We start from the raw sequence: 15,855 nt of genomic DNA on the forward strand, positions 1-15,855 counted from the left end.
AGAGAGTGAATATCGAACCAAAAATTCTCGAATATATTCTTACTTTAGTCGCTGAGAAAAATTTTACAAAAGCCGCCAAAAAGCTACACTTGTCACAACCTTCGTTAAGCTATCAAATCTCAAAATTGGAACGAGACCTTGGCGTGCAATTGTTCGTACGTGAATATAACGAGGTGGTTCCCACCTATGCTGGAAGTATAGTCGTCGACTATGCAAAAAGTATTTCGCATCAATTCCAGCAATTGAATAATGAGCTGGCAGATATTGACGACATGAAAAAAGGAAAGCTTTCCATTGGGAGTATTACTTCCACAGGTGCTCACCTTCTGCCTAAGGCAATCTCAGAGTTCCGCAGCTTTTTTCCAGGAATTGAACTTAAACTAGTAGAAGGTGCTTCCCCTGAACTTCAAGACATGGTTGCTTCTGGAGAAGTCGAAATTGCTATCTTGTCTACACCTCTGAAAAACTCCCAATTGGAAACAGAAGTTGTTCGGATCGAAGAAATTTTACTGGCAGTTCCTCCCGATCATTGGCTGACAATGTATTCAGAAGTTGATTTAGCTCTTTGCAATAACGAGCCATTTATCGGGATTAAACCAATAAATAATTTTCGTTACCACACCGATGATTTATGTGAAAAAGCAGGATTCCAACCTAATATCGTGTTCGAAAGCATTAATATCAATACATGCCAATCACTCGTCCTGGCAGGGATTGGCATCACTTTTGTCCCAAAAATGTTTGTAAATGAAATTGAGTTGCATGAAAAACCGGTTTACCTTCCATTAGTCATCAATGGACAAACCCCAAAACGGGCCATTGTTACCGCTTTTAAAAACATAGGCTATTTATCTAAAGCCGCACGTGCTTTTATCGATATTTTAAAAATTGAATAGTTAAAAGTGGTGCCGCACACTCGAGTGTGCGGCACCACTTTTACTAAGAAAAAAAGACCAGAGAATCCATCTCGGTCTTTTCACAATTTATTTTTAGTTGCCTTCATCTTCGCCCACCTCTTCTTCTCCGCTTCCGTCAATGGCGCCGGGTCCGTCAGTTCGGGCAAGGCGCCGCCAGCGATTTCCCATAGGTAGAGGCTCGCGACGCTGCCATACGGGGAATAGCGTCTTTTGTATTTTGCAAAGAGAGCCGGCGTGATCTTCCGGTGGCGGTAGAGCATACGGAGTCCGCGCTGAATCGCCAAATCGCCGTAGCTCAACACGTCCTGCCGTTGCATCGAGAACAGCATGAGCATTTCTGCTGTCCATAGGCCGATTCCGCTCAGCTTCACCAGCTCTTCCGTAATCTCTTCATCAGAAGAGTGTGCGAGGCGCGACAAGTCGAGCTCGCCTGTGATGATTTTCTCCGCGGCCCCACGGATATAAGAAACTTTCCGGTGGGACAATCCGGCTTTTTGGATTTCTTCCGCAGTGTGCCGAAGCACGTTTTCCGGCGTGACTTCGCCTAGTAGCGCAATCAATCGCAACCAGACCGTTTCTTTCGCTTTCGAGGAAATTTGCTGGCCGACGATGCTGTGCGTGAGTGCGGTGAAAAGATCCGGAATAACAGTTCGCTTGATGTCTCCGATCCGTTCAATCGCCTCACCCAGCTTCCTGTCTTTGTTCTTCAAAAAATCAAGTGACGCAGAACTGTATTCGAAATACATCGTCTGCTCCTTCATTGCTTAATGCAATCCGTAGGCGATCATCGCATCCGCCACTTTTTTGAAACCGGCAATGTTGGCACCGGCAATCAAGTTGCCCGGCTGGCCATACTGCTCGGCTGTTTCGATACAGCTTCTATAAATGGATTTCATAACCGTCTGGAGCTTTTCATCCACTTCTTCCGCCGTCCAAGAATAACGCATGCTGTTTTGGGACATTTCCATCGCGGAAACCGCTACCCCGCCAGCATTTGCAGCTTTGGCAGGTGCGAACAGGACGCCATTATTCGTCAGCACACGGACCGCTTCTTCGTCACACGGCATATTCGCCCCTTCACCAAGCGCTTTGAGCCCGTTGTCGACAAGTGCATGTGCACTTTCACGGCTGATTTCGTTTTGCGTTGCACATGGCAAAGCGATATCACATGGAATTGTCCAGATTTCTGTATTGTCGTTGCCAAACCGCGCATTCGGATGGCTCTCTAAATAATGATAGATGCGCTTGCGTTCGACCTCTTTCAATTGTTTGACCGTTTCGACATCGATGCCAGATGGGTCGTAAATATACCCTTCAGAATCACTGCAGGCAATGACGGTCGCACCGAATTCGATCGCTTTCTCCATTGCATAAATGGAAACGTTTCCTGAACCCGAGACAATTACTTTACTGCCGGCAAATGTCTTTCCTTCGCCTTTCAGCATTTCTTCCACGAAGTAAACTGTGCCATAGCCGGTCGCTTCCTTCCGGACCAGTGATCCTCCGTTATCCGGGTTCTTCCCTGTTACCACACCTGCTTCATATGCGTTACGGATTCGCTTATACTGCCCGAACATGTAGCCGATTTCCCGCTTGCCGACGCCGATGTCCCCTGCTGGCACATCGATATCCGGTCCAATATGGCGGCTTAGTTCGGTCATGAAGCTTTGGCAAAAACGCATGATTTCCCGGTCTGATTTTCCTTTCGGATCAAAATCCGAGCCGCCCTTCCCACCGCCGATCGGTAATCCAGTCAGTGCATTTTTGAAAATCTGTTCGAAGCCAAGGAATTTCACGACACTGCTCGTCAATGATGGATGGAAACGGAGTCCGCCCTTATATGGTCCAAGCGTACTATTAAACTGGACGCGGAACCCTCTGTTCACATGAACTTTCCCCTCGTCGTCTTCCCATGCAACACGAAATATGATCAGTCGCTCCGGTTCTGCTAAACGCTCCAAGATACCATGGTCAATATATTCCGGATGTTGTTCGATGACCGGCTTTAAAGAGGAAAACACTTCCCAAGTAGCTTGCAGGAATTCGGACTCCCCCGCATTGCGCTCTGCTATTTTCTTATGTACAGCTTTTATATATTCAGATGAAGATTGGCGCCTGATTTCAGTTACTTCTGGTGTTGTATACCGCAATGTATTTCAATCCTCTCGGTTCGATGTATGAATAATTATTCCGCTGAATGTAGAGATATTTCTTATTATATCAAAGCATATATTTTAGAAGCAAACAGTAAATATATGATATCCGAATGTAAACGCTGTCATTTATCTCTTTTCGATCGTTTTCTTCTTCGATCTTCACTCGTAAAACAGCATGAAATAGCGGAACCACCCATTTTCCACACGCTCCGTATTGTATAAGGAATGAATAAAAAGAAAAATTGAATTTTTAAGACATCAACATCCAGAAGAATGGAATTCTTACGTTTTGCCCCCTTCCCTTTAATAAAGATAAGGAAATAAACGAGCCCGTTTTTGCATCCACTGTTCATATTCAGGTCCGAACTTTTCAATCAAGAGCTGCTCTTCGTAATCGATCCGGTTTAGGAGTGTCCACACGAGAAGCGAGCCGCCGATAACAGCTGCCATTACGCTCGCTAAATAAAGCGCCATGCCCACACCGATGAACAATAATGCCGTATACAAGGGATGACGTAAAATGCGATATGGACCTGTACTGACGATTTCATCCCCTTCTTGGACCGTGACATTGCGTGTGAATTGTGATTTCAAATGCCGGATGCCCCAAAAGCGCAGGAAAACGCCTAAAGCGAACAAAATGATTCCTACGCCCTGCATTGCTTGTACAAACAGGCCGTCCCCCTCGAACTCCCGAAGCAGCAATGCTGCCACGATTGTCGAACCGAGTGCCAAAAAAATAGAGATGAAACTCCTCTTTTCCATCGTCTCTCCGCCATTTCCTTGCCGATTCGGAAAGAGAAAGAATTCACTTATCCAAATGACACAAATAGCGACAAATACCCAATCCAACCAACTCATTCATTTTCCTCCTCGTATCATTTGATGTTTTTCACCTGGCAATTCTCTTCTGCATGTTTTTCATTCCCAATCTAGAGGTACTTTATTATTAACATACACGATATGCGTTGGAGGTGACCACCGATGTTCATTGAATACGGGATTTATTTAGCTTTTTCCCTATTTAAGCTTTTTTCATTCAGCCTCTATACCCAAACCGACTTTGCATTCAGCTTTTTGCTGTTGAACCTTTCCTCTATTCTCGTCCTCTCTGCCTGGACGCTTCTTTTGAAAAGAAAAAACCAGCGCATCGTCTGGCTGACACTACTGTTCTTGCATAGCACGTTACTTGTTTCAGACATTTGGTATTACCGCTATTTCGGTGACTTATTATCCGTCTCCCTGGTCGCCGATATCCCGCAAATGACGAGCGTGGGCGGCGGATTCATGACATTGGTTCGCACGTATGACTTCTTATTCTTCACTGACCTTCTTATATTCGGGCTTAGCCTGTTCATTTTAAGGAAGCGTTCAAGCTCTCTTACTCAGCGGAGGAAGCGGAAAACAGCATTCCTTTTATCTAGTATCGGCATCCTTCTTTTCACAGCACCACTCGCTTGGAGCTACATCCAAAAAGAAGAGTGGCTCGTCGGCAATTCCGTTTCGAACATGCGGGAATATTACCAGCTTGGCTTTTGGGGCTATCACGGGGCCGACATTGTTGAACATGGCACTAAACTCATCGGAATCAGAAGTCGATTAACAGATGAGGAACAATCACTTCTAGAGTCACTCCAGTCGGCCAGTGTCTCTGCTGAAGGGATCGAAGTGAAGATGACACCGAATATCGTAATGGTCCAGCTCGAATCCTTTCAAACCCACCTCATCGGCCATCGAGTAAATGGCCAGGAGCTTACGCCTCATTTAAACCAGCTTCAGGAGGAAATGTTCTATTATCCGAACTTCTATCACCAAACACATGAAGGCAGAACATCGGATGCCGAATTCAGTGCATTGACTTCGCTCTATCCGATCAAGTCCGGATCCGTTTACACCCGTTACGGAGAAAACGAATTTCATGCACTGCCCGAACAGCTGCATTTGCTCGGATACGAAACCGCGGCCATGCATGCGTATGATAAAACCTTTTGGAATCGTGACGGCTTTTATGAAAATGCCGGAATCGACCACTTCTTTAGTGAAGAAGATTTCCCTCCCGGTGAAGTCATCGGCATGGCACTTAACGATAAAGAATTCTTGCTTTCTTCTATTGAAATGATGGAGAGCGTACAAGAACCTTATTTTGCTTATATGGTTGCGCTGACGAGCCATACTCCTTATGAGATGCCGGAAGAATCCCCACAGCTCGACCTGCAAGGCATCGAAGATCCGCTCCTGCGAGGCTATTATGAAACGGTGCATTATGTAGATGACGCTATAGCTGCATTTATTGATGAAATGAAGCAGCGTGAACTCTGGGATTCAGCCCTCGTCATTTTCTATGGCGATCATGACAGCGGTCTTGCTTTTGACGGAAGTGAAATGGCTAAAGAGCTAAAGGTGGAAACCGCTGTCGATTTGTTCGAGCTCAAAAAGCGTGTACCTCTTTGGATCAAGCCACCCCAAACTGCAGCAGGAGGAATTGTCGAAAGTTTGGGAGGCCAGGTTGATCTTGCGCCGACGATTCTCGATCTTCTTGGTGTCGAAGCTCACTTTATGTTGGGACAATCGCTATTTGATGAGCAACCGAATACAGTCGTCTTCCGTGACGGCTCCTTCCGCTACGAAGACCTTTATTATAAGCCCGACCTGACAGGAGCAATCGGGGACGGCAGTTGTTTTTCCATCTCAAGCGGGGAGGAACTGCCAGCTAACGACTGTGAACCTTATATCGGACATGCTGCAGCACAGCTCCAGTTATCCGACTTGATCATCGAGCAAAATGCCTTGCAAAGTTTGAACGGTCAATAGAGAAAGTACGGTCCCCCTTGGCCGCTACTATAGTAGAAAAAAGCTGTCTTCCAAAGTCATGATCCATGATTTCGGGAGACAGCTTCCTTGTTAATCGACCATTCGCTTACGGTAAACAATGATTGTTGCTGCAATAGCAACGGCAATCCAGATGGCAATCACTGCAAATTGAGGCCAAACTGTGGACAGGGCAGCACCTTCTTCCACCTTCCTAGCAAGTTCAATCAATTGGCTGCTTGGCAAATACTCCAAGGCTTGAAGAATCGGATATTTCTCTGCGAATGCCAGACCGAATGAACCGAACGAAAAGATTCCAAGCACCGGCAAGACGATGACAGATGCTTCCATGACAGAATTCGCAAGCAAACCGAGCAAAGTTCCAACTGCAATATAAAATAATGTGGATAACCCTAACGCTGCGGTAATGATAAACATATTCGTCGGCTCATATCCCGCAATCCATGCAGTGAGCCCCAACGCAATCACCGTGACTGTGAACGTCAATAAGCTTTTACCCGCCAGGATTTCAGTTGTACTGGCAGGTGACAGCATAAGGCCGCGCAGCGTGTTCTTCTCTTTTTCTTCTGCAATCAGGCAGCATTGAATAAAAGTGGCGATAATGGCAAAACTCATATTGAACAGTAAATAATACGTATCGAGTGTAACAGTATCCATATTCTTATAGATGAAAGCCATAATCAAAGGAAAAAGGATTGTGACTGAAACAGCCGAATTCCGTGAGAAGTCTTTGAAGTCCTTTTGAAAAATCGCGTTGATTCGTTTGATTGACATGTTCATGCTAATACCCTCCCAGTCACTTGTACAAAAATATCTCCTAATGATGGTTCATTTGAATGAATCGTTGCAATCTGTCCGGTCTTCATCCACTCATGCAATCGTTCGGCACCTTCAGCTCCTGCAGGCAATACCACTTTCTCTTCCGTCAGCAACTCTACTGTAATGGTTTGATCTGAGTGCTGTTTTTTCAAGCGATCCGGCGCATCGAGCAATTGAATATGCCCTTTGTTTAAAAATGCGACACGGTCACATAATAAATCCGCTTCTTCCATATCATGTGTTGTCAGGAAAATCGTCGTTCCTTTTGCGTTAAGCGCACGGAGCCCATCATAAATATGACGCGTATTGACTGGATCGAGCGCTGATGTCGGTTCATCTAAAAATAAGAGATCCGGTGCATGTAAGAGTGTTCTCGCTAAAGTCACACGTTGCGTCATACCTTTTGATAGAGCCGACACTTTCTTCTTTTTCTCATTTTGCAGATTGACCGCAGCAAGCACTTCTTCAATTGTAGATTCAGGTACATCATACAGGTTGCAATACAATTTCAGATTTTCATGAATGGAGAGTCTTCCATATAAGCCGCTATTATCCGTCAGTACGCCAAAACGTTTTTTGGCAGATGGCTTTTTCAGATTGGCGAGATCTTCGCCGAAGACATTTGCTGTACCGCTCGTCGGCTTTAATTGACCAGTCAGCATTTTAATCATCGTTGTCTTCCCTGATCCGCTCGGTCCGAGGAATCCGAAGATTTCCCCTTTCTTTATATGGAAGGAAACTCCCTCAACCGCTGTTTGATTGCCGTACACTTTTGTGATGTCTTTCACTTCGATGATGTTTTCCATTTTCATCCTCCTCATTGGTCGTTTCGTTTGCTTGACCTAAGATTAATGGGATTTTCGGGAAAACACAGCTGTTTTTCGATGAAAAGAGCTATTTCACGGTTGAATGGAGCCTATTTGAGGCCCAACATCTCCTTCAAACTTGCCATTTTCGTTTTGGAGAGCGGGATTTGGGTCTTGTTTGCATCATCAAGAACAAGACTATAACTATTTTTCGTCCATGTGATCACTTCACGCACTTTTTGCAGATTGACGATATATGAGCGGTGACAGCGGAAAAAGCCGAATAATAAAAGCCGCTCCTCCAAATCGGTTAACGTGAAAAAGCTTGGGAAAGCTTCTCCTTTTATATGTAAGAGTGATTGGCCGTCTGTACTTTCTATGTAGTCGATTTCCGGCGGATCGAACAAGACGATTTTTTCATTGACGCGCGTCGGAATTTTTTCGAAGCGAATCGGTTGGGCGCTAACCTGCTCGACTTCCTTCTCCTCAGTTTGAACTTCTTCTTGTTCTTCAGAAACATCCATTTCCTGCAGCCCTTTGTCATCCAATCGGTAAACCTTCGTCCCTAACGTAACGGCAGACTCCAAATTCCCTGTCAAAAGAAGAATGCTCTTGCCATGATTTTGAAGCTCTTCAAGAGCGTGTAGATAAATGCGCTTGGACTCATTGTCCAAATTCTGATCAGGTTCTTCCAGGATAAACACTTTAGGATCTTTCAGGAGTATGCAAGCCATTTGAAGACGTTTTTTCTCCGAATGGTTCAGCTTCATCACTTTTACGCGCTGTCTTCCTTCCAATTGCATCAATTCAAGTGCGTGCTGCGGGGAAATTCCGCTTGTGAACAAGCCGTGATAAAAACGTAGTGTCTCTCCTACCGTCAAACGTTCGTACATGCCGCCTTCAAGAAATAAGAATCCGAGAAGATCCATCTTTTTGGAAAGACGCTTTTCGGAAACTTTAATGTCTCCTGCCGATAATGTTGAGCGGCATGTTAAGATCTCCATCAATTGCTGCCGTATATTGACGGAACAATGGATGGCAATCGTTTGTCCTTGCGTAAGTGTAAGATCGAATGCTGGAAAGACGATTACATCCGAAAATTGCTTTTCTGCCTTATTGAAAATTAAAGTCATAATTCCCGCCTCTTTTTCTATTTCTTATTGTGATTATACCAAATTTTCCTAACAGGAATTCTCCTTTCTTGTTTTCGATTTTCTTCGAAAGGGAAAAGATATAAAAACAATGAAAAGGAGTTTTGAGATGGAGGACCGTACTTTACACGAAGGAGAAATTTCAAAAGAACTGAGCGGAGTCGACGAAGCGCCTTTCCATGTTGAACAAGGAGAAGATTCGAGCTGGGTTGTCTGGAGGAAAGGGTCCGACTTGCCCGAAACCGTCTTCGCATCAAAGCAAGACGCCCTGGATCAGGCGGAAATATGGGCTGAAGAAGCGGGAACTTCGGTTTTGGTGAATGGAAATGCAGGAGAAAATCAACCAGAATAATAAAAAGAGTGCCTTGACACGTCAGTCAACGACGTTCCAAGGCACTTCTTATGTCATTTTCTATTTTTGACCGCAAGGCCCTTCAAGAAGTTACGCGTAATTTGATCGCCGCATTCCTTGTAGTTTTTCTGGCCTTCTTTGCGGAGAAACGCACTGATTTCCCCTTTCGAGACGATGAACTTCGCAGCCTTGAACGTCTCGAGCATGTCTTCGCCCGTCATCGCCATGGCAATCTTCACTTTCTTCAACAGTAAGTTGTTAGGATGTTCGAACGTCGGCTCCGGGAATTCCGGCTGTCCTGGCAGCGGGTCACGCTTGCCGCGCTTATATGACACAAGGCCATTCAAGAACGCCTCATACACTGACGTATCGGCAGTGATGTGTTTTCCAGCATCGTCCGCCACTTCCTCATCCGACTCCGGCGATTTCGTCATCACACCTTGCACTTCGTCCCGGCTCATTTCCATGCCGCCGAGCTTGAAAATCGCCAACATGTCCCTGTCTTTCAAATCCAGCGCATAGCGCAAACGGATCAAACGGTCGTTGTTATCCATTCGAGGACCTCCTTCTATTTCTTTAAGTTTAGTCTAAAAGCGCAAGTTCATCATCAATCCTGCATATATAAACAGGACAAATCCTGTAATCAATAATAACAAAAGCCACATGAGCCGACTTTGGCGAGCCGAAAAGAATGCCAGGAAGAAACAGCATAAGCTGATTGCGACCATAAGCAGCCCTTCAATCGACAAAGTGAACTGTGCCCGGATCGGTAAGTAGGATGCACCTGAAAGCCATTCGCTGAAAGGTGCCGTTCCCTCCCGCCGAAACGTCTGGTTGATATCGTGCGGCGGAGCGAGCTTACTCATGAAGGCGGTCAGGAAAAACACCGTCAAAAGAGCAATACTTTCGATCTTCAGCCATTTGTCATCGGGTCCGAGTTTGCTACTCCGCCGTTTATTGATCCAAGCGGCTGCGAACAGTGGGATGATGCTCAAATGTTTCAAGAGCAAAAGCTGTCCATACGGCAAGATCCACGAATCGACATAGTCCGCCGGTTTGACGAACAGCAGCATGACCAACACACCACTGATAAGCAAAATCGCGACCATGGCCATGGCGAATGGCGTGAACCACTTCGTAAACCGCTCCCAGTGGTCAGCGGTTCCCCGAAACCAAGCAACTTGCAGTAGCACTCCCGCCCATAAGGAAAGGGCAAGCAGGTGGATCGTGTGGCTCAAGAAACCAGTCAGTCCGTCAATTGAGGCAGCGTGGCTCCCGTAACCGATATTGACGATCGTCATCACCAGCAACATCGTGAAAATTGCGCGATGCGCCTTCAGCCGGAGCGCAATCAGCCAAAGGAGGGTGATTGCAACTCCCGCCATATACACATTGCCGCTCCGGAATCCGGTCAGCACTTCCGCTACCGCCGTCATGAACGGGCGGCTATCCGCCAAGAAAAGGACGAGCTGCATGATCGGTGCTGCCGTGAGCAACGGCATCGACAACACAGCGAACACAACTGCCTTGTCAGAAACCCGTGTCACAGGCTTCCGGGCTTCCGGTACGAATTGAAACACTACAATCCCTGCCAAAAAGGAAACTGTGATGTACAACAGAAAATCCGAAAGCCCGGTCAGCCACATCATCTGTTTCTACGCAGAACCAAGATCGCTCCGATCAGTCCTGCCAGTGCGATGACCGCGATGATGATAAACGGTGAAAAAGCTGTCGGTTCATTTGAGGCAGTCTCATTCGCTGCGAATGGTGATGGCGTTGCATCTTCGGTTACAATTTCAGCCGCTTCTTCCTCTTCTTCCGATTCCACTTCTTCTTGTGCTTCTTGTTCTTCAGCGGCTATATCCGCATCAAGTTCGAATGTATACGACCCTTCGAGCGGATGGCCATCTTCACTGAGGACCGTCCATTCTACAAGGTACGCGCCGTCCGCCAATTCTGCCGGCAGCGTCCCGGTCATTTCTGTATCAGTAAGGATGATTTCAATAAACTCGATTGTTTCTTCTTGTTGCGTCAAGACCATCGTACTGCCTTGCTCGATTCCCGCACCGAATGTCAAATGGACTTCCGTCAGCGGCTCTGTCACTGTTTCCCCTTCTGCAGGAAACGACGCCGTTAAAGTTGAATGTGCCGAAGCGAAATTTGGGATCATAAGCAATAGGATGAATAAGAATGATATTTTTTTCAAAGTGCTCCTCCTTCTCAGAATCGATTATGGATTCCACCCTTAAGCTTATGGGATTCAAGGTCCATAAACAAGGCAGAAGACTAATTGTTCACGGATTTTTCCAGATTTCAAAGGAGGCGTTCACAGAATTAATTCAGGTATCATTTCAAGAAGCGGTTTTGATTCACGGAAAAAAGCACCTTCCGCAACCGGGAAGGTGCTTTTCCTGTTCATTAAGATGGACGATAAGAAGTAAGCGGGATGTCTTCGTATTCTTCCGGATCCAAGTCGTATACCGATCCGTTCGCAACACCTTCAACTACTGCTTCCAATCCGCGCTCAACTGTTTTCACGAGCTGACCTTTCTGTTTCTGACCAAAGCTCTGCGTCTGTCCTTTCACTTCGAATAGGACCGTTCCACTTCCATTCAATGCATATGTTCCCAAGGCGGTACCTGGAAGATCAAGCCCTTGGGAATAAAGGGAGATATGACCGAATGGCGAGTTGCCGTATGATTGCAGCTCGTCGTAGATCGCTACGTTCAACTGGCGGGAGAAGTCGTAGTTGTAGTTATCCGCATATTGCGCATAATCCGCCCCTTCAGGTGAAGATGGATCTGGTACGAACTGCGCGGAAAGTGACAGCGACACTTCATCCGAAGTTCCATCTACGTAATAGATTCCTTGGTGGTGAAGATCGACGAAGACATCGACATTCCCGAATTCCGCTTGAAGTCCTTTGTACACATCACGGGAAACTTTCGATTCGTCCGTAATGAACCAGCCTGGATCAGCGGATGTACCTGGGAAGTCAGCCGCTTGTGGGACATAATCCAAGTCTGGGTTGAAGTCACGGTTCACATCGAACCCTGGATTTGCACCATAGTCATATCCTTGACTGATGCCGCGATCCAAGTAGTTCCATGAAGGTGATGCGTCAGCCAATTGTGGATAAGCCTCGACCACATCCGACCAAAGCATGCTGTTTCTACGTTTGTCCCCTTCAGATGCATCCGGGTTCATCATCGGCATGAAGACGATCGTCACTTGCTCTCGCAGTTCCCGGGAAGCTTTCGAGTTGTTTGATAAAGTTTTCAACATGTTCAAGATTGCGACTGTGCCAGTTTTCTCGTTTCCATGAATCTCACTTTGGACCAGAATCACTTTATCCCCTGAACCGACACGTGCCGTGAAGATATCCCGTCCTTCGAATGATTGGCCGGCGACGTCCACTTGTACGGTGCCTTTACTGTTCTGCTCGATTTTCTGGAGCGTTTGCTTCATCTCTGCATAATCGATGAATCCCTCAATACTGTAATCATGATGGTGTTCAGCTTGCACATTCACTGGCTCTGCCGCAAAAGTCGGTAAGACGAGCATTGTGCATAAACCTGCCGTTCCTAGTACATGTGCCCATTTTCTCAAAGATATCCACTCCTAGATCGATTTTGTATTTCAAAAATAGCTTAGCAAACCGAAATATTATTGTACATCTATTTTGAATATTTAAATATTTAGATACCTTCATTGTTATAATTATCCAGTATCCAACGAACTTTCGACATATAAGCACTTGTGTGAATATCCCCTCCTTCCAACTACTACGTCGGGAAGTTTCACACAGGCGAAAAAGGGAATGGATAGGGTGATTGACCAAAATCAAAAGGAGCGATGTGGAAATGATCGATTTCAATGGCAAAGCCGTCATCGTAACAGGCGGTGGATCAGGGCTCGGACGTGCAGCTGCCCTGTCCGTCGCGAAGGCAGGCGGCGACCTCGTGCTCGTCGACATGAATAAAGACTCCCTGGAAGAAAGTAAAAAAGAAATCCAAGATGCGGTTTCGGATGCGAAAGTGGAAGTGTTCGAAGCGAACGTCACCGATGAAGAGCAAGTGAAGAAATATGTGCAATTCACGATGGATAAGTTCGGCAAGATCGACGGCTTCTTCAATAATGCCGGAATCGAAGGAAAGCAAAACCTGACCGAAGAATACGGTTCGGACGAATTTTCCAAAGTGGTTGCCGTCAACTTGAACGGCGTGTTCTTCGGGATGAAGCATGTGCTGAAGATCATGAAAGAACAAGGCAATGGCTCGATCGTCAATACTGCTTCCGTTGGTGGTATCCGTGGCGTCGGAAACCAGTCCGGCTATGCGGCAAGTAAGCACGGTGTGGCCGGCTTGACGAAAAACTCCGGCATCGAATACGGACAATACGGAATCAGCATCAACGCCATCGCACCAGGCGCCATCATGACCGCGATGGTCGAAGGGTCTCTTCGCCAAATGGCTGGTGAGGACTGGGAAGCGGCAGGCAAGGAGTTCGTCAGCGTCAATCCGATGAAGCGCTTCGGGAAACCCGAAGAAGTCGGAAATCTTGTCGCCTTCCTCCTGTCCGATGCAGCTAAATTCATCAATGCGACCGTCGTTCCGATCGACGGCGGGCAATCGAATAAATATTAAGGCTCTACATGCAAAAAGACCGTTGTGACATCAAGTCACAGCGGTCTTTTGTCTATTTATTTTACTCACAATGGATAGCGGATATTCGTCCGTTGCTCCAGTACTTGGCGGTCGTTCAGCTTCCGGTTATGGGCCAGGTTCAGCTGTTCCATCTTGCCAAGGTTGTCGTGGACGATCAAGCCCAAGTCATCCAAGTTCTTCGATAAATTGCTGGTATTCTGCAAGAGCCCGGCCAAAAACTCCCGCTCATTTCTTCTCCACTTCGTATAGACAGGAAGCGTCTTCAAGTAGTCGACAAACGCTTGAAGGGAGTGTTGCTGTTCGATCAGCAGCTTCAATGTCCGGTATTGCAGCAAGTTGGCACGGTTCGCCTGCTTCTGCGTATAGCGGATATCCCGCTCCTCCAGCAAGCCTCTCGTCAAGGCGTCACTGTGGTAATACGTGATATATTCCTGTGCAAGCTTTTCGTATTGCTGTTGAATGTCCCACAGCTTTGCGAACGCCTCCCTTCCCTCCTTCGCCTCTTGCTGCGAAAGTGGTACTTCGACTTCCAGCGGTTTTTGGAAAAACACATGTGGTACGCGCATTCTTGCTTTCCCAGCAGCCAATAAGTTGTTGCTGATATCGCTGTAGAGTGACAGCCAGCGCTGCGCTTCGAGTGCTTCTTCCCGCACTTCGTCGCCTGACAATGTCAAATAGGCGGTGGCGATGACCCGCTTGCGGAGCGTGAAGCCGGCCATGTAATACTGCTTGCCGTTCACTTCCCAGGAAACCGGGTTGACGAAAACTCCTTCTGTCCATTTGCTTAAGCTCTTCACTCTCTTCAATAACAGTTTCGATGTTCTTTTATCCACGATAGCACCTCTAAACGTGTTGGATTTTTTCCGGGCTCCTCGTCATCGTAAAGAAAATAATCAGCCCTGCTAATGACGTCACGAACAAAATCGCTCCCATCGGTAAAGCAGACGCGCCTTGGATCCCGACAAGCGGTGACACAAGGGATCCGATGACGAGCGGAAGCATTCCGATGATGGCACTCGCGCTTCCCGCACGTTTACCCTGCCCTTTCATCGCGAGTGTAAAAGAACTCGTCAAAATCATTCCGACGGCGATCATGTAAATGAAAATTGAAATGACGAGTGATGCAAGCGGTCCTTGGATGATCGACATCGCGAGCAACACCGCCGTCGCGCTCGTCGCTGTGACGACCGCATACTGGAGTAGGCGTCTTTCGGAGATGACATCCCCGAACTTGCCGATGATGGCACTCCCTGTAATCAAGGCGATGCCGTTAATTCCGAACAGCAAGCTGAACAGTTGAGGAGACACGCCGTACAAGTCTTGGTAGACGAACGGCGTCCCTGCTACATACGCAAAGCTTCCACCGTGGATTAATCCGACGACAAGTGCATAGCCGACGAACGGACGTGTTTTGAACAGACTGCCCATCGTCTTCAGCGAATTGCCAATTGAACTCGGCTGCCGATTTTCGACAGGCAGGCTTTCTTTCAAGCGCCAGACGACGATGAGGACCATCAAGAATCCAAGGAGCGCTAAGAAATAAAATACCGTTTCCCAACCCGCAAAGCTGAGGGCAAGAATGCCTCCGCCAGCGATCGGAGCGGCCATTGGAGCCACGGAGTTGATGACCATGAGGAGTGCAAAGAATTTGGTCATTTCTCTTCCCGTAAAGACGTCACTGACAACTGCGCGGGAAATGACGACACCCGCTGCAGCTGTGAAGCCTTGCAGGAAACGTGCCGTGATGAACCATTCGATGGACGGTGCAACCGCACAAAGAATAGAAGATAACGCGAAGAGCAAAGTCGCAATGATCAGCGGCTTGCGTCTCCCGTATGTATCGCTCAGCGGACCGACGACAAGCTGTCCGACTGCGAGGCCGATCAAGCAAGTGGTCAAACTAAGCTGTACAAGTGAAACGTGTGCATTCAAGTTGTCTGCGATCAGTGGAAATGCAGGCAAGTACATATCAATATTGAGTGGGCCCAGGACTCCGAGCATTGCGAGTACTAATGCAAGCTCCATACGTCTGATACCGGTCGGGTTTTTTATCATGGTCATTACGCACCTTTCGTACAATACGTCTTTAACTATAGCGTATCCAACGCACAAGGAGCTATTTTTTTGTAAAAAAACAGAACAACCATTGGCGGTTGCC

The 15,855-nt window shown here is 47.0% G+C and carries 16 protein-coding genes; 4 read left to right on the forward strand and 12 right to left on the reverse strand.

Annotation, left to right across the window (positions count from 1 at the left end; all coding sequences use genetic code 11):
- Window positions 1–5 precede the first annotated feature (5 nt).
- Window positions 6–896 carry a LysR family transcriptional regulator gene (locus tag GIW82_RS05940; RefSeq protein ID WP_154748948.1) on the forward strand — a complete coding sequence of 297 codons (891 nt, stop codon included), beginning with the start codon at window positions 6–8 and terminating at the stop codon, window positions 894–896.
- Window positions 897–976: 80 nt separating this feature from the next.
- On the opposite strand, the gene GIW82_RS05945 is transcribed toward GIW82_RS05940, so the two are convergent.
- The 3 genes from GIW82_RS05945 to GIW82_RS05955 all read right to left on the reverse strand — a co-directional run bounded on the left by GIW82_RS05945 (window position 977) and on the right by GIW82_RS05955 (window position 3,934).
- Entirely contained in the window at window positions 977–1,663 is a 687-nt protein-coding gene (locus GIW82_RS05945; RefSeq protein WP_230309185.1) for a DNA-3-methyladenine glycosylase family protein, read from the reverse strand.
- An 18-nt stretch (window positions 1,664–1,681) separates the two neighbouring features.
- Window positions 1,682–3,067 (reverse strand): NADP-specific glutamate dehydrogenase, encoded by a 1,386-nt coding sequence (gdhA, locus tag GIW82_RS05950; protein WP_154748950.1) that lies wholly within the window; start codon window positions 3,065–3,067, stop codon window positions 1,682–1,684.
- 309 nt (window positions 3,068–3,376) lie between these two features.
- On the reverse strand, window positions 3,377–3,934 hold the full coding sequence (locus GIW82_RS05955) for a methyltransferase family protein (RefSeq protein ID WP_154748951.1): 558 nt from the start codon (window positions 3,932–3,934) through the stop codon (window positions 3,377–3,379).
- 267 nt (window positions 3,935–4,201) lie between these two features.
- Here GIW82_RS05955 and GIW82_RS05960 point away from each other — a divergent pair, with 267 nt between their 5' ends.
- Window positions 4,202–5,884: an LTA synthase family protein gene (locus GIW82_RS05960; RefSeq protein WP_230309187.1), complete on the forward strand. Its 1,683-nt coding sequence runs from the start codon at window positions 4,202–4,204 to the stop codon at window positions 5,882–5,884.
- A 90-nt stretch (window positions 5,885–5,974) separates the two neighbouring features.
- On the opposite strand, the gene GIW82_RS05965 is transcribed toward GIW82_RS05960, so the two are convergent.
- The 3 genes from GIW82_RS05965 to GIW82_RS05975 all read right to left on the reverse strand — a co-directional run bounded on the left by GIW82_RS05965 (window position 5,975) and on the right by GIW82_RS05975 (window position 8,660).
- Window positions 5,975–6,682 (reverse strand): ABC transporter permease, encoded by a 708-nt coding sequence (locus GIW82_RS05965; protein ID WP_154748953.1) that lies wholly within the window; start codon window positions 6,680–6,682, stop codon window positions 5,975–5,977.
- Window positions 6,679–7,527, reverse strand: coding sequence for an ABC transporter ATP-binding protein (locus tag GIW82_RS05970; protein WP_154748954.1), 849 nt, complete (start codon window positions 7,525–7,527; stop codon window positions 6,679–6,681). The genes GIW82_RS05965 and GIW82_RS05970 overlap by 4 nt, the downstream gene beginning before the upstream one ends.
- Before the next feature lie 110 nt (window positions 7,528–7,637).
- On the reverse strand, window positions 7,638–8,660 hold the full coding sequence (locus GIW82_RS05975; protein WP_154748955.1) for a LytTR family transcriptional regulator DNA-binding domain-containing protein: 1,023 nt from the start codon (window positions 8,658–8,660) through the stop codon (window positions 7,638–7,640).
- A gap of 127 nt (window positions 8,661–8,787) precedes the next feature.
- Here GIW82_RS05975 and GIW82_RS05980 point away from each other — a divergent pair, with 127 nt between their 5' ends.
- Entirely contained in the window at window positions 8,788–9,030 is a 243-nt protein-coding gene (locus tag GIW82_RS05980; RefSeq protein WP_195913961.1) for a DUF2188 domain-containing protein, read from the forward strand.
- A 53-nt stretch (window positions 9,031–9,083) separates the two neighbouring features.
- Here the strand turns inward: GIW82_RS05980 and GIW82_RS05985 are convergent, their stop codons facing one another.
- From GIW82_RS05985 to GIW82_RS06000, 4 genes are all read right to left on the reverse strand, one after another.
- Window positions 9,084–9,584 (reverse strand): YehS family protein, encoded by a 501-nt coding sequence (locus GIW82_RS05985; protein ID WP_154748957.1) that lies wholly within the window; start codon window positions 9,582–9,584, stop codon window positions 9,084–9,086.
- Between the two features lie 33 nt (window positions 9,585–9,617).
- On the reverse strand, window positions 9,618–10,610 hold the full coding sequence (locus tag GIW82_RS14840; protein WP_195913962.1) for a copper resistance D family protein: 993 nt from the start codon (window positions 10,608–10,610) through the stop codon (window positions 9,618–9,620).
- A 65-nt stretch (window positions 10,611–10,675) separates the two neighbouring features.
- Window positions 10,676–11,236, reverse strand: a complete 561-nt coding sequence (locus tag GIW82_RS05995; protein ID WP_154748959.1) for a copper resistance CopC family protein — start codon at window positions 11,234–11,236, stop codon at window positions 10,676–10,678.
- A gap of 212 nt (window positions 11,237–11,448) precedes the next feature.
- On the reverse strand, window positions 11,449–12,594 hold the full coding sequence (locus tag GIW82_RS06000) for a M14 family zinc carboxypeptidase (protein ID WP_154749623.1): 1,146 nt from the start codon (window positions 12,592–12,594) through the stop codon (window positions 11,449–11,451).
- A gap of 299 nt (window positions 12,595–12,893) precedes the next feature.
- Here GIW82_RS06000 and GIW82_RS06005 point away from each other — a divergent pair, with 299 nt between their 5' ends.
- Window positions 12,894–13,676, forward strand: coding sequence for a glucose 1-dehydrogenase (locus GIW82_RS06005; protein ID WP_154748960.1), 783 nt, complete (start codon window positions 12,894–12,896; stop codon window positions 13,674–13,676).
- Between the two features lie 65 nt (window positions 13,677–13,741).
- Here the strand turns inward: GIW82_RS06005 and GIW82_RS06010 are convergent, their stop codons facing one another.
- Complete coding sequence (locus tag GIW82_RS06010) at window positions 13,742–14,530, reverse strand: hypothetical protein (protein WP_154748961.1); 789 nt, start codon at window positions 14,528–14,530, stop codon at window positions 13,742–13,744.
- Between the two features lie 10 nt (window positions 14,531–14,540).
- Window positions 14,541–15,752 (reverse strand): Bcr/CflA family efflux MFS transporter, encoded by a 1,212-nt coding sequence (locus GIW82_RS06015; RefSeq protein ID WP_154749624.1) that lies wholly within the window; start codon window positions 15,750–15,752, stop codon window positions 14,541–14,543.
- Window positions 15,753–15,855: the final 103 nt, after the last annotated feature.

This window comes from Planomicrobium sp. YIM 101495 (assembly GCF_009707665.1).
Lineage (GTDB): Bacteria > Bacillota > Bacilli > Bacillales_A > Planococcaceae > Planococcus.

Excerpts from the sequence above, each read along its gene's own strand:
- GIW82_RS05945 (WP_230309185.1), bottom strand. The coding sequence starts at position 1,663 with ATGTATTTCGAATACAGTTCTGCGTCACTTGATTTTTTGAAGAACAAA.
- GIW82_RS05955 (WP_154748951.1), bottom strand. The coding sequence starts at position 3,934 with ATGAGTTGGTTGGATTGGGTATTTGTCGCTATTTGTGTCATTTGGATA.
- GIW82_RS05965 (WP_154748953.1), bottom strand. The coding sequence starts at position 6,682 with ATGAACATGTCAATCAAACGAATCAACGCGATTTTTCAAAAGGACTTC.
- GIW82_RS05970 (WP_154748954.1), bottom strand. The coding sequence starts at position 7,527 with ATGGAAAACATCATCGAAGTGAAAGACATCACAAAAGTGTACGGCAAT.
- GIW82_RS05975 (WP_154748955.1), bottom strand. The coding sequence starts at position 8,660 with ATGACTTTAATTTTCAATAAGGCAGAAAAGCAATTTTCGGATGTAATC.
- GIW82_RS05980 (WP_195913961.1), top strand. The coding sequence starts at position 8,788 with ATGGAGGACCGTACTTTACACGAAGGAGAAATTTCAAAAGAACTGAGC.
- GIW82_RS05985 (WP_154748957.1), bottom strand. The coding sequence starts at position 9,584 with ATGGATAACAACGACCGTTTGATCCGTTTGCGCTATGCGCTGGATTTG.
- GIW82_RS06000 (WP_154749623.1), bottom strand. The coding sequence starts at position 12,594 with ATGCTCGTCTTACCGACTTTTGCGGCAGAGCCAGTGAATGTGCAAGCT.
- GIW82_RS06005 (WP_154748960.1), top strand. The coding sequence starts at position 12,894 with ATGATCGATTTCAATGGCAAAGCCGTCATCGTAACAGGCGGTGGATCA.
- GIW82_RS06015 (WP_154749624.1), bottom strand. The coding sequence starts at position 15,752 with ATGATAAAAAACCCGACCGGTATCAGACGTATGGAGCTTGCATTAGTA.